The sequence below is a fragment of the Leclercia sp. LSNIH3 genome (assembly GCF_002935105.1).
Taxonomy (GTDB): Bacteria; Pseudomonadota; Gammaproteobacteria; order Enterobacterales; family Enterobacteriaceae; genus Enterobacter; species Enterobacter adecarboxylatus.
The window spans coordinates 4,174,784-4,187,750 of record NZ_CP026387.1 but is presented as its reverse complement, the minus strand read 5'-3'; the positions used below and the strand labels follow the sequence as shown (position 1 = coordinate 4,187,750).

At 55.4% G+C, this 12,967-nt stretch carries 16 protein-coding genes and 1 pseudogene; 11 read left to right on the top strand and 6 right to left on the bottom strand.

Annotation, left to right across the window (positions count from 1 at the left end):
• The first annotated feature begins 80 nt into the window (after positions 1-80).
• The 8 genes and pseudogenes from fliL (at position 81) to rcsA (ending at position 5,073) form a co-directional block, all read left to right on the top strand.
• On the top strand, positions 81-548 hold the full coding sequence (gene fliL, locus C3F35_RS20240) for a flagellar basal body-associated protein FliL (RefSeq protein WP_103792110.1): 468 nt from the start codon (positions 81-83) through the stop codon (positions 546-548).
• A 4-nt stretch (positions 549-552) separates the two neighbouring features.
• Positions 553-1,557 (top strand): flagellar motor switch protein FliM, encoded by a 1,005-nt coding sequence (fliM, locus tag C3F35_RS20235; RefSeq protein WP_032612266.1) that lies wholly within the window; start codon positions 553-555, stop codon positions 1,555-1,557.
• The gene (gene fliN / locus C3F35_RS20230; protein ID WP_032612268.1) at positions 1,554-1,967 is read left to right on the top strand and encodes a flagellar motor switch protein FliN; all 414 of its coding nucleotides are present in this window, start codon (positions 1,554-1,556) and stop codon (positions 1,965-1,967) included. The genes fliM and fliN overlap by 4 nt, the downstream gene beginning before the upstream one ends.
• A 2-nt stretch (positions 1,968-1,969) precedes the next feature.
• Positions 1,970-2,344: a flagellar biosynthetic protein FliO gene (gene fliO, locus C3F35_RS20225; RefSeq protein ID WP_103792111.1), complete on the top strand. Its 375-nt coding sequence runs from the start codon at positions 1,970-1,972 to the stop codon at positions 2,342-2,344.
• Positions 2,344-3,081: a flagellar type III secretion system pore protein FliP gene (gene fliP / locus C3F35_RS20220; RefSeq protein ID WP_103792112.1), complete on the top strand. Its 738-nt coding sequence runs from the start codon at positions 2,344-2,346 to the stop codon at positions 3,079-3,081. The genes fliO and fliP overlap by 1 nt, the downstream gene beginning before the upstream one ends.
• Before the next feature lie 10 nt (positions 3,082-3,091).
• Positions 3,092-3,361 carry a flagellar biosynthesis protein FliQ gene (gene fliQ / locus C3F35_RS20215; RefSeq protein WP_103792113.1) on the top strand — a complete coding sequence of 90 codons (270 nt, stop codon included), beginning with the start codon at positions 3,092-3,094 and terminating at the stop codon, positions 3,359-3,361.
• Between the two features lie 8 nt (positions 3,362-3,369).
• Positions 3,370-4,162 (top strand): annotated as a pseudogene (gene fliR / locus C3F35_RS20210) (flagellar biosynthetic protein FliR); the annotation flags it as partial.
• Between the two features lie 287 nt (positions 4,163-4,449).
• Complete coding sequence (gene rcsA / locus C3F35_RS20205) at positions 4,450-5,073, top strand: transcriptional regulator RcsA (RefSeq protein WP_059307596.1); 624 nt, start codon at positions 4,450-4,452, stop codon at positions 5,071-5,073.
• 102 nt (positions 5,074-5,175) lie between these two features.
• Here the strand turns inward: rcsA and dsrB are convergent, their stop codons facing one another.
• A complete protein-coding gene (gene dsrB, locus C3F35_RS20200) occupies positions 5,176-5,364 on the bottom strand; it encodes a protein DsrB (RefSeq protein ID WP_059307595.1) in 189 nt (62 codons plus the stop codon).
• 330 nt (positions 5,365-5,694) lie between these two features.
• Between dsrB and yodD the strand changes: the two genes are divergently transcribed.
• A complete protein-coding gene (gene yodD, locus C3F35_RS20195; RefSeq protein WP_032612275.1) occupies positions 5,695-5,922 on the top strand; it encodes a YodD family peroxide/acid resistance protein in 228 nt (75 codons plus the stop codon).
• A gap of 299 nt (positions 5,923-6,221) precedes the next feature.
• Positions 6,222-7,034, top strand: coding sequence for a mannosyl-3-phosphoglycerate phosphatase-related protein (locus tag C3F35_RS20190; protein WP_059307594.1), 813 nt, complete (start codon positions 6,222-6,224; stop codon positions 7,032-7,034).
• On the opposite strand, the gene dgcQ is transcribed toward C3F35_RS20190, so the two are convergent.
• The 3 genes from dgcQ to C3F35_RS20175 form a co-directional block, all read right to left on the bottom strand.
• Entirely contained in the window at positions 7,016-8,704 is a 1,689-nt protein-coding gene (dgcQ, locus tag C3F35_RS20185) for a cellulose biosynthesis regulator diguanylate cyclase DgcQ (RefSeq protein ID WP_103792114.1), read from the bottom strand. The two genes, C3F35_RS20190 and dgcQ, sit on opposite strands and share 19 nt — an antisense overlap.
• A 105-nt stretch (positions 8,705-8,809) precedes the next feature.
• The gene (locus tag C3F35_RS20180) at positions 8,810-8,992 is read right to left on the bottom strand and encodes a YodC family protein (RefSeq protein ID WP_032612284.1); all 183 of its coding nucleotides are present in this window, start codon (positions 8,990-8,992) and stop codon (positions 8,810-8,812) included.
• Between the two features lie 78 nt (positions 8,993-9,070).
• Positions 9,071-9,988 (bottom strand): DUF808 domain-containing protein, encoded by a 918-nt coding sequence (locus C3F35_RS20175; RefSeq protein ID WP_077227886.1) that lies wholly within the window; start codon positions 9,986-9,988, stop codon positions 9,071-9,073.
• Positions 9,989-10,166: 178 nt separating this feature from the next.
• On the opposite strand from C3F35_RS20175, the gene yedA reads away from it, so the two are divergent.
• A complete protein-coding gene (gene yedA / locus C3F35_RS20170) occupies positions 10,167-11,081 on the top strand; it encodes a drug/metabolite exporter YedA (protein ID WP_103792115.1) in 915 nt (304 codons plus the stop codon).
• Here yedA and C3F35_RS20165 read toward each other — a convergent pair.
• On the bottom strand, positions 11,053-11,544 hold the full coding sequence (locus C3F35_RS20165) for a very short patch repair endonuclease (protein ID WP_032612290.1): 492 nt from the start codon (positions 11,542-11,544) through the stop codon (positions 11,053-11,055). The genes yedA and C3F35_RS20165 overlap by 29 nt on opposite strands.
• Positions 11,528-12,958, bottom strand: a complete 1,431-nt coding sequence (locus C3F35_RS20160; RefSeq protein WP_164529953.1) for a DNA cytosine methyltransferase — start codon at positions 12,956-12,958, stop codon at positions 11,528-11,530. Before C3F35_RS20160 ends, C3F35_RS20165 begins: the two co-directional genes overlap by 17 nt.
• Positions 12,959-12,967 lie beyond the last annotated feature (9 nt).

Here is a 12,967-nt window from a genome sequence, read left to right as displayed (position 1 = left end):
CCTCTTTTCGACTCTTTGACGGCGAGAGGACACGGGATAATCACCCCATTAGCAGTCCCGAAACAGGAAGCACGAATCAGATGACTGACTCCGCCATCACCAAGAAAAGTAAGCGTTCCATCTGGATCCCGCTTCTGGTGTTAATTACGCTCGCTGCCTGCGCTACCGCAGGTTACAGCTACTGGCGCATGAATAAAGCACCGTCAGCCGCAGCCAAAGCGGAGCTACCGCCGCCGCCGGCCCCGGTCTTTTTCGCGCTGGATACTTTTACCGTTAACCTGGGCGATGCTGAGCACGTGTTTTACGTGGGCATTACGCTGCGTCTGAAAGACGATGCTACCCGTACCCGTCTGAGTGAATACCTGCCGGAAGTGCGCAGCCGTCTGCTGCTGCTGTTCTCGCGCCAGGATGCCGCACAGTTGTCTACCGATGAAGGTAAACAAACACTGGTGGCAGACATTAAGCAAACGCTGGCCGCGCCTCTGATTAGCGGTCAACCTAAGCAGGAAGTCACTGACGTTCTGTATACAGCTTTCATTCTGCGGTAACGACATGGGCGACAGTATTCTTTCTCAGGCGGAAATCGATGCGCTGCTGAACGGCGACAGCGATAAAACCGACGATCCAAAACCGGGTGCGGCTGGCGACAGCGACATTCGCCCCTACGATCCCAATACCCAGCGTCGCGTGGTGCGCGAGCGTCTACAGGCGCTGGAGATCATCAACGAACGTTTTGCCCGTCAGTTCCGTATGGGGCTGTTCAACCTGCTGCGTCGTAGCCCGGATATTACCGTCGGTGCGATCCGCATTCAGCCGTATCATGAGTTCGCCCGTAACCTGCCGGTGCCGACGAACCTCAACCTGATCCATCTGAAACCGCTGCGCGGCACGGGCCTGTTTGTCTTCTCGCCAAGCCTGGTCTTTATCGCCGTGGATAACCTCTTCGGCGGCGACGGACGTTTCCCCACGAAAGTGGAAGGCCGCGAGTTTACCCATACCGAACAACGCGTCATCAACCGCATGCTGAAGCTGGCGCTTGAAGGCTATAGCGACGCGTGGAAAGCGATTCACCCGCTGGAAGTGGAGTATGTCCGTTCCGAGATGCAGGTGAAGTTCACCAACATCACCACTTCACCAAACGATATCGTGGTTAACACCCCGTTCCACGTGGAGATCGGCAACCTGACCGGTGAGTTCAACATCTGCCTGCCGTTCAGCATGATTGAACCGCTGCGCGAAGTGCTGGTGAACCCACCGCTGGAAAACTCCCGCCATGAAGATCAGAACTGGCGCGAGAACCTGGTGCGTCAGGTTCAGCACTCCCAGCTGGAACTGGTAGCGAACTTTGCCGATGTCCCGCTGCGGTTGTCGCAGATTTTGAAATTAAAACCCGGTGATGTGCTGCCGATCGAAAAACCCGACCGCATCATCGCCCACGTGGATGGCGTGCCTGTGCTGACCAGCCAGTATGGCACCGTAAACAATCAATACGCGTTACGCGTTGAGCACCTGATTAACCCGATTTTGAATTCTCTGAATGAGGAACAGCCCAAATGAGTGATATGAACAATCCGTCCGATGACAACAACGGAGCACTGGACGATCTGTGGGCTGAGGCGTTAAACGAGCAAAAAGCACCCGCCAGCAAAAGCGTGGCCGATGCGGTGTTCCAGCAGCTGGGCGGCGGTGACGTCAGCGGTACGCTGCAGGATATCGATCTGATTATGGATATCCCGGTCAAGCTGACCGTGGAACTGGGCCGTACCCGGATGACCATCAAAGAGCTGCTGCGCCTGACGCAGGGTTCCGTGGTGGCGCTGGATGGCCTGGCCGGGGAGCCGCTGGATATTCTGATCAACGGTTACCTGATTGCCCAGGGTGAAGTCGTGGTTGTCGCCGATAAGTACGGCGTGCGTATCACCGACATTATTACGCCGTCCGAACGTATGCGTCGTCTGAGCCGTTAAAGATGAAAACCCAGGCCACTGTCTCTCAACCCTCTGCAGTGCCCGGTTCGCCGCTGCTGCAGGTCAGCGGTGCGCTGCTGGGGATTATTGCCTTTATTTTGATTGTCGCCTGGCTGGCAAAACGTGTCGGTCTGGCGGGTAAAACCGCAGGAGGACGCGGGTTGAAGCTCGCGGCCAGCACCTCGTTGGGGCCACGCGAACGCGTGGTGATCGTGGAAGTGGAAGACGCCCGGCTGGTGCTGGGTGTGACCGCCTCGCAAATTTCACTCCTGCATACATTGCCGCCTACGCCGGTCTCTGAAGAGAGTCGTGCAGAGGTTCCACCGGATTTTCAGTCCGTGATGAAGAGTTTGCTTAAGCGTTCCGGGAGATCGTGATGCGTCCTTTGTTGTCCCTTACGCTTGCAGGCCTTGGCCTGTTTGCTCCCGCCGTGTACGCCCAGCTGCCAGGCCTGATCTCCACCCCAATGGCCGGGGGTGGCCAGAGCTGGACCCTGCCGGTACAGACGCTGGTATTTATCACCTCGCTGACCTTTATCCCGGCGATCCTGCTGATGATGACCAGCTTCACCCGCATTATCATCGTCTTTGGTCTGCTGCGTAACGCCCTGGGTACTCCTTCTGCGCCGCCGAACCAGGTTCTGCTCGGTCTGTCCCTGTTTCTGACCTTCTTCATTATGTCGCCGGTGATCGACAAGATTTATGTCGATGCCTATCAACCGTTCAGTGAAGACAAGATCTCAATGCAGGTGGCGCTGGAGAAAGGGGCGCAACCGCTGCGCGAATTTATGCTGCGTCAGACCCGCGAAGCCGACCTAGCGCTGTTTGCCCGTCTGGCCAACGCCGGGCCGATCCAAGGGCCGGAAGCGGTGCCGATGCGCATTCTGCTGCCTGCCTACGTTACCAGCGATCTGAAAACCGCCTTCCAGATTGGTTTTACGATCTTCATTCCGTTCCTGATTATCGACCTGGTGATCGCCAGCGTGCTGATGGCGCTGGGGATGATGATGGTGCCTCCGGCGACCATTGCCCTGCCCTTCAAGCTGATGCTGTTTGTCCTGGTGGATGGCTGGCAACTGCTGGTCGGTTCGCTGGCGCAAAGTTTCTACAGTTGAGGAGCGCGCAATGACGCCAGAATCGGTCATGATGATGGGCACGGAGGCGATGAAAGTCGCGATCTCCGTTGCCGCTCCCCTGCTGCTGGTAGCCCTGATCACCGGTCTGATTATCAGTATTTTGCAGGCTGCGACCCAGATTAACGAAATGACCCTGTCATTTATCCCGAAAATTATCGCGGTGTTCGTGGCGATCATTATTGCCGGGCCGTGGATGCTGAACCTGCTGCTGGATTACATGCGTAATCTGTTTACCAACCTGCCGTACATCATCGGCTAAGCCGGGCCATGATCCATTTCACCAGCGATCAATGGCTTGAGTGGCTCGGCCTCTACTTCTGGCCCCTGCTGCGCATTCTGGCGTTGATCTCCACCGCGCCGATCCTCAGCGAGCGATCGATCCCCAAGCGGGTGAAAATTGGCCTCGCCATACTGATCACGATTATCGTTGCCCCGACGCTGCCACCGGTCAATGTGCCGATTTTCTCGGCTCCGGCGCTGTGGGTGGGGCTTCAGCAGATCCTGATTGGCGTGGCTATCGGCTTTACCATGCAGTTCGCCTTTGCCGCCGTCCGTATGGCGGGGGAGCTGATTGGTTTACAGATGGGTCTGTCGTTCGCCACCTTCTTCGACCCGGGTAGTCGCCTGAACATGCCCATCATCGCCCGAATTATCGACCTGCTGGCGATGCTGCTGTTTATGGCTTTTGATGGTCATCTGTGGCTGATTTCGATGCTGGTGGACACCTTCCACACCCTGCCGATTGGCGGTGATGCGGTGAACAGCAATGCCTTTATGGCCCTGACCCGCGCGGCTGGTCTGATTTTCATCAGCGGCCTGATGCTGGCACTGCCGCTTATCACCCTGCTGCTTACCGTCAACCTGGCGCTGGGTTTACTGAACCGTATGGCACCCCAGCTCTCGGTGTTTGTTATTGGCTTTCCGATCACCCTTACCGTGGGCATGTTGCTTATTTCCCTGTTAATGCCCCTTATTGCCCCCTTCTGCGAGCACTTATTCAGCGAGGTATTTAATCTGCTGAGCAATATCGTGCGCGAGCTTTCAACGAAATAATAACCCTTGTGTTCTATATTGTCTTTCTGAGGATATTCCTAAAATAAGAACTGCGGAACATCTACCAGGATATATCTGGCGCGGCCTGAATGTTTTTATCCATCTCACAATATTAAACATTTACTTTACTTTAAGAAGTTTCCTGGCAAATTATACGTAACTTTACGGGATAGTGAGTTCGCCTGAAAGTCCTTGTAATGCTCACAGGTAATTTTGTTTTTCCATCCCGTATGGCTGTTATAGAGCTCTCAGGCAGATGGTAAATTATCGTTATGCATTGAGTGAGGGTATGCCATGTCAACGATCATTATGGATTTATGCAGTTACACCCGGCTAGGGTTAACCGGGTATCTGGCAAGCAGAGGGGTAAAGAAAAAAGACATCAACGACGTACATAACGTTGACGAACTTGCCGCCGCATGTGAGACCTTAACGCCAGGTGTGGTGTTTATTAATGAGGACTGTTTCATACATGATCCTGCCAACAGTCAGCAAATAAAGCAGATCATTAATCAACATCCCGGCACCCTGTTTATTGTATTTATGGCGATTGCTAATCTACATTTTGACGAATATTTACGGGTCCGTCAGAATCTTCTGATTAGTTCCAAATCCATTAAGCCCGAGTCACTGGATGACCTGGTGGGGGATTATTTAAGCAAAGAAATAAAAAATGTAGCAGAAATTAAATTTCCGACTTTATCATTAAGCCGAACTGAATCCAGTATGCTGCGAATGTGGATGGCAGGACAGGGAACGATTCAGATTTCTGACCAGATGAATATCAAAGCCAAGACTGTGTCGTCACATAAAGGAAATATTAAAAGGAAGATAAAAACGCATAATAAGCAAGTGATCTATCATGTTGTGCGACTGACAGACAATGTGACCAACGGAATTTTCGTTAACCTGCGTTAATCGCTCCCTTCCCTTTTCATTTGTTGCCCGATCTCTGGCTATGCCAGAGATTTTTCCTTGTTCTGTTCGGGTCGGGCCAGCCCGCGCTACCCGACATGCATGTTACTCCTCGCTTTCGACAAAAATGCCGTCAGGGTGACCTAACTCGTTAAAGAACCAGATCCCAAGCGGGTAATCTTCCAGCGAAACCAGATACATCGTGCCTTCATTAAATGGCTCAACCGCCAGTACAACACCCGGGCGGCGCGCCCCGCCATCCGTTTTGACTGTAACCCGATCGTTGACCTTCATAAAATCCTCCTCTGGTTTTTGAGCCAGTGTAGAACAAAACAGGAAAACTGGCAGCGTGTTGCCGCGCGACTGACGCTTTTATCAACGGTCTATCCCCTCAAGCTATCTGACAAAACGCTTAGCCCTTTTGCACGGCGCTTTTGCTGGCCCAAATGGGGCGAGGTAACGCGGCGATGCCGCGACTCCCCAGGAGCTTACGGAAGGGAGTGAGTGAGGACACTGGTGCTGGCCCTACAGGGGCAAGACCATCAGTCAAGCCGACGCACAGGCATCCTGTAAGTATGACGGGTCTATACTTACGGGTGGACACCGTGTAATCAGGAGTGCGTGATGAAGACCGTAAAAGAGTACAGCGAAACGGCAAAACGGGAAGTGAATGTTGACGTCGATGCCCTGCTCGCCGCAATCAACGAAATCAGCGAGAGCGAGGTAAAACGAATTGAGGACGACCCCACCCGGGTAAGAGTTAACGACAGGGACTATCACACCTGGCGCGAGCTGGCTGAGGCCTTTGAACTCGATATCCATGATTTTAGCGTGACGGAAGTGAATCGCTAAGACGAAAAAAATCCCGGTCATGGGGTGACCGGGATCAAGCTTGCTTATGCAAGAAGCACTTGTAAATTCGTTACATCAGGAAATCTGATGTCGCGTGCAACCTTATCTGCAATTTTTTTGCATGACAAGGAAATATTCTTCATATTTATAGTTGCCACGCGAAATTAAAATGCTACTTATGGTTGCCAACGGGCACCGGATGCGGCTTGAACGGGATCGGTTCCATAATCACCATTTTTACCGGCCTGTTTTTTTAAGATAATTCTTATCCGCGACCTTCATCTGTCAGGGGAGATGCTATGCCTTCACTTAAGGACCCGCTGCTCATCTATAGCGATCTGGATGGTACGCTGCTGGATATTCATACCTACGACTGGCAGCCCGCCGCTGGCTGGCTGGAGAGGTTACAGGACCACCAAATCCCGGTTATTCTTTGCAGCAGCAAAACCGCGGCGGAAATGCTGCAGATTCAGAGCGATCTCGGGCTGGATGGCCTGCCTTTCATCGCTGAAAACGGCGCCGTGGTCCAACTGGATGTACGCTGGAACGATCATCCCAACTCCCCGCGGCTTATCAACGGCGTTCCCCATGCCGATATCGTCCAGGTCATTAATCAGCTACGCTCCGACGCGGGGTACAAGTTCACCACCTTCGATGATGTTGATGACAAGGTGCTCAGCGAGTGGACGGGGCTGAGCCGTGAACGCGCGGCGCTGGCGCGGCTGCATGAAGCCTCGGTTACGCTCATCTGGCGCGACAGCGACGAACAAATGGCGGCGTTTGAAACCGCACTGGAGACGCTGGGGCTGAAGTTTGTTCAGGGGGCGCGTTTCTGGCATATCCTCGATGCCCGGGGCGGCAAGGACCAGGCCGTCAGTTGGCTCAACGAGCAGTACCTGCAGCGCGACGGCATGTTGCCCACCACCTTAGGGCTGGGTGACGGGCCAAACGATGCGCCGCTGCTGGACAGCGTTGACCTGGCGGTGGTGATTAAAGGCATTAACCGCCAGGGCATCCAGTTGAAAAACGACGACCCGGAACGGGTTTACCACACCCAACAGCCCGGCCCTGCGGGCTGGCGTGAAGGGTTGGATCACTTCGTATCGTCCTGACCGACCACCTGATTGCGTCCTCGCTGCTTCGCCTGGTAGAGACGGGCATCAGCGATGGACTGCAACTGTTCAAAGTCATAATTATTGCTTTCCTGAGCGCTGCTCACGCCAATCGACACGCTGATGCGTGCCGTCTGGCTCTTTTTCACCAGGATTTCGCGATCGTTGATGCGCAGGCGGATCCGCTCAGCAATCTGCATCGCCTCCTCTGGGCCGGCCCCCGGCAGGACGACACAAAACTCTTCGCCGCCCACGCGCCCGGCGACGTCGACTTTCCGTATCGTGCTGGTGATTAACCTGGCCGCATGGGTGAGCACCTTATCACCCGCCTGGTGGCCGTAGCGGTCATTGATATGTTTAAAATGGTCGAGATCCATCTGCATCACCGAGTAAGGCTGCTGCTGCTGTTCGCATCGTTTCGCCAGCACTTTCGCCCGTTCAAACAGCGCCCCGCGGTTATTGATCCGCGTCAGAGGGTCGTGCCACGCCTGCCACTGGAGCGAGTGCTGCAGCCGGTACATGTTGCTGACCATCCGGCGGATGACAAACCACGAGACCACCAGCATGCCGGTGAACAGCAGCCACAGTAGCGTCAGGGCAATCGTAATACTGCCAAAATCGCCTTGCGCCCCTTCCCTGAGGGTGTGGATGCGCAGCAGAACGCCGTTAAAGTGGTCCAGATGCTGCCAGTTAACATACCGACTCCCCAGCCGTAGCTCCCCTTCTTTATCCTTTTCCATCGCACCGGCAATTTGCGCCCGTTCCCGCTCGTCAAAACGGTTGGCGTGACTGACGACACTCTCCGAGGTGGCGAGCAGCGTAAAGCTCTCGTCGTAGAGCTGGAACTCGCCTTCACCATTACCGTCGACCGCGTCCTGCAGCAGCTTCTTCATCCCCTGAAGGGTAAAATCAATCGCCAGCACGCCGTACCAGTAACGCTGGTAATCGACCGGCACGCTGACCGTGACGATTTGCTCGTTTTGATAATCAGACAGAACAGAATGCGTAAACCAGCGGACGCTGCGGTCACGGTTATCACGCTGTGACTGCCCGGTAAACCACGGGCTGGTCACCAGTTGATAGTAGCGGCCGATAATGTCCCGCTCCGCGTCATGGGGATCGGTTGAGACGTAAAACCCCGCCCGTGAGACGTAAACGACGCGCCTGGCATGCGCCGCCGGGGAGTTGATGCGCAGCAAATAGCCCATTTCGAAGGCGGCGCTCATCTCCTTTTCGAGCCGTTCATCTTCGCGGATCAGACTGTTTGTTTGCTGGACAAAGGCATCCGAAACGCCATGCAGGGTTAAGGTGCGCCGCTCGTCAAAGGTCAGTTGCCAGGAGGCTTTTGTCCGCAGGTCGCTAATGCGGGAAACGGTATCGTGGAGCACGCTAGAGGCCAGCGGCGTCTCTAGGGCATCCTGCATCCCGTTACGGAAGAAGAGCAGCTTTTCGACGCTGAACTGTAGCTGGCGATCCAGTGAGTTGACCACGTTCTCCAGATGCGTGTGTTGCGTGGCGGAGTAGGCGTCTTCCAGCACCACAGCTTCGCGCCAGGTCAGTAACGTGGAGAAGATGAGGACAGTAATAAAACAAATATTAACAACCCGGCTCGGATGAAAACGATGACGTGCCGAAGAAAGCTCTTTTCTTACAATATCGTCGGGCTGCACACAGACTCCCTGAAAGCCACTTGCGCTATCCGCATGGGCAAATATTACTGCCTGTTAGCGATTATAGCGTACAAAAACGCCCGGCAATGCCGGGCGTAGCGTGACTTAAGCCTTGTCCTGCCGCCGGATGCCATCACCATGCTGAAGCTCCTCTTCACGAAACGCTTCCTGCTTGATGCCGTAACCGTCGTACCAGCGACACTCCACCATTCCGCTTGCATAGCCGGTTACGACCATACGTGGACCGCCGTTTTTAGGCTTAACTTCATCGCTGACCAGAAAGACCATAACCGCCTCCTTTATCAGTGTGAAACTGTATCAATTTAGTCGAGGAATAGCAGTTATGCCTGGTATAGCCAGAAGTTATTAATGTGAGCGACCTCGCATTTTTTCCACGAGTTTTACTATCGCCACCACAATCAGGCCGATGATCAGACCGATCACCAGATTCAGTAAGGTGGGTAAAGTGGCTGCAATAACAGCACCTTGTGCCTGCGCGAAGTGCTCAATGGCATGATGCAGCGGCGCAATGCCATGCACCACAATTCCGCCACCGACGAGGAACATGGCCAGAGTGCCGATCACCGACAGGGATTTCATCAGCCAGGGGGCAACCACCAGCAGGGCTTTACCGGTCATCTTCGCCAGCGCGCTGGTTTTATCACTCAGCCAGTAGCCCATATCATCGAGCTTAACGATGATCCCTACAATGCCGTAGACCCCAATGGTGACCACAATGGCGATTCCGGAGAGCACCAGCACCTGGTTCAACAGCGGCGCATCCGCCACGATGCCCAGGGTGATGGCCACGATCTCAGCCGAAAGAATAAAGTCGGTGCGGATTGCGCCCTTAATTTTATCCCGCTCAAAGGTAACAGGATCCTGTGCTGCCAGCGCTTCCAGCCGCTGTTGTCGCGCCGCCGGGCTTTCCTTGTCTTTCTCTTTACGCGATTCAAGCGTGTGCAATATTTTCTCTGCCCCTTCAAAACAGAGAAACGCCCCGCCAATCATCAGCAATGGGGTAATGGCCCACGGGATAAAGGCGCTGATCAGCAGTGCCAGCGGCACGAGGATCACTTTATTGAGTAAGGACCCCTTTGCGACAGCCCAGACCACGGGCAGCTCCCGATTGGCGCGTACCCCGGTGACCTGTTGCGCATTGAGAGAGAGATCGTCGCCCAGCACGCCCGCGGTCTTTTTCGCTGCCAGTTTTCCCATCATCGAAATATCGTCCAGCAGCGTGGCGATATCATCCAGCAGTGTTAATAAGCTACTTCCCGCCAAAATTACGTTCCTTCTTTTTTGTTAATAACCTGAACAGTATGGAGTAAAACCCGCAACCCCGAAACTATCCCGTTTATGTCAACAAATAATTCACAACTGACACACAATTAAAGGACTCGCCAGCATGATAGTTTTCACGTTAACTATATGCGTCCTTTTTATTACGCCGTGAGGGAGTATGCGTTTCAGGCAAGTTTTACCATTAGCAGGCGCGCTGTTTGCGCTCTATATCATCTGGGGATCCACCTACTTTGTGATCCGTATCGGCGTGGAGAGCTGGCCACCTCTGATGATGGCGGGGGTGCGTTTCCTTTCTGCGGGGGTGCTGCTGCTGGCGTTTTTATTCCTGCGCGGCCACAGGCTGCCGCCGCTGCGCCCGCTTCTTAACGCCGCCCTGATTGGCATCCTGTTGCTGGCGGTCGGAAATGGCTTTGTCACCGTTGCGGAACACCAGAATGTCCCCTCCGGGATTGCGGCGGTAGTGGTGGCGACAGTTCCTTTGTTTACCCTCTGCTTCAGCCGCCTGTTTGGCATTAAAACGCGCAAGCTGGAGTGGCTGGGGATCGCCATCGGGATGGCGGGCATTATTCTGCTCAACAGCGGCGGTAATCTGAGCGGGAATCCGTGGGGGGCGCTGCTGATCCTGATGGGGTCGATGAGCTGGGCATTTGGGTCCGTGTACGGCTCACGCATTGAACTCCCTTCAGGGATGATGGCCGGTGCCATTGAGATGGTCACTGCCGGGATCGTGTTGCTGGCGGCATCGATGCTCTCAGGGGAGAAGCTGACCGCCCTGCCCGACACCTCAGGCTTCCTGGCGGTGGGTTATCTGATTATTTTCGGCTCTGTGATTGCGATTAATGCCTATATGTTCCTGATCCGCAATGTCTCTCCGGCGGTCGCCACCAGCTATGCGTACGTCAACCCGGTGGTGGCTGTTCTTTTGGGGACGGGTCTCGGCGGGGAATCGCTCTCTGCGGTAGAGTGGATGGCGCTGGGGATCATTATTATGGCGGTGGTGCTGGTGACGTTAGGCAAGTACCTGTTCCCGGCCAAACCGGTGGTTACGCCGTGTCAGGCGGAGAAACCTTAAGCGGGCGAATGCCCTGGGTGTCGATCTGGGCGGTCTCTCCACCGCCGCAGATCCACTCCTCCAGCCGCTCCGTCAGCGCGGTATCATCCAGCTTCAACCTGCCGCGCAGCGCGCACTCCCACACCACCAGCACCCGCCAGCCCTGCTGCTGTAGCAGGGCAATATCGCGGTTGTCGCGAATGACATTTTTGCCAATCTTTTCCAGCCAGAAATCGGTGCGGGTCGCCGGGACTTTAAACAGATAGCAGTCGTGGCGATGCCAGAAGCAGCCATGGGTAAAGATCACGCACTGGTCGCTATCAATCACGAAATCAGGCCGCCCGGCCAGGCTGGCATCCTGCACGCGAAACTCAAAACCGATATGCGTCAGCAGGCCAGCCAGCCGTTTTTCAATGGCCGTATCCCGCGTGCCGATGGCGCGCATGTTTTTACTGCGGGTGGCCTTATTATGTACGTCCGCCATCAACTACTCCGGCTTTGCGTAGCGCTACCGCCTGCAAAATACGGGACTCCAGCAGCCGGGCGACGGCGGCAAACGCCGGAACCACCACCGAGTTACCAAACTGGCGGTAAGCCTGGGTGTCAGACACCGGGATACGGAAGTGGTAGCCCTGCGGGGTTTCAAACCCCATCAGGCGGGCGCACTCGCGCGGCGTCAGGCGGCGAGGACGGTGGCGCTGGTTCTCTGGATCGTCAAAATCACGCTCGCCGAGTGCTTTGTCCCAGCCCCGGTCAATGAGGATCTCAGCCCCGTCTTTATAATAGCGCGCCGACAGGGTGCGGGCGATGCTATGGGGATTAGTGGGATCGACCATCCCGAAACCAAACCCGTTGCCCTTCGCCTGATGCTTCTGCGCATAGCGATACAGGTATTTCCACAGCACCGGGGTAAGAATAAATTTTGCGTCCACCACCGGCTCCAGCAGATCGGCAATCGTGGGTCGGCGTGTCGGCCACAGTCCCGGGAGATCGCGCAGCGTGAAGTTGCCCCCCAGGTTGAGATCGCGACGAAAACCCACCAGCACAATGCGCTCGCGATGCTGGGGCAGGAAGTGTTTGCCATCAATGATCTTCGGATCGTCAGGCCCGCTCTCCGCGGCATCTGCCACGTCATACCCCAGGTCGTCCAGGGTCTGCATGATGATGCGGAATGTTTTGCCCCCATCATGGCTCTTCAGGTTTTTAACGTTTTCCAGCACGAAGATCGCCGGACGGCGGGCGTCAATAATACGCGCCACGTCGAAGAACAGCGTTCCCTGTGTGTCGCAGGCAAAACCGTGCGCGCGGCCAAGGGCGTTTTTCTTTGATACGCCCGCCAGGGAAAACGGCTGACAGGGGAACCCCGCCAGCAACACGTCATGCGCCGGAATGGCGTTACGGATGTGCTGCGCCGCCTCGTCGTCGGTCACGCCGCTCTGGTGGCTGAGCGTCACTTCGCGGATGTCATCGTTGAACTGGTGCGCGTCGGGATCACAATACCAGTTGGCTTTGTAGGTGCGCACCGCGTGTTTATTCCACTCGCTGGTGAACACGCACTGGCCGCCAATCGCCTCAAAGCCATGGCGGATGCCGCCAATCCCGGCGAACAGATCGACAAAGCGGAACGCATAGTGAGGATGACAGGCCGGAGGGCGCGGCAGCAGGTTTTGCAGCATGCCATATTCACCGTCGCTGAGGCGATGGCCTGCCCGCTCGCTGGTGACCAGTCGCTTGAGGATCGCCGGGCTCCAGTGGCTATCACCCTGAGCATTCAGAAGATGCGCCAGCGTTCTGGCATCATAAATTTCCAGCAGCTGGCTCAATAACGCCTGGACTGACGCCGTTGATTTCTTTGCCAGCTCAAGCGCGGACTCCATCACTGATACATTTTCCTGCATAGATTTAAC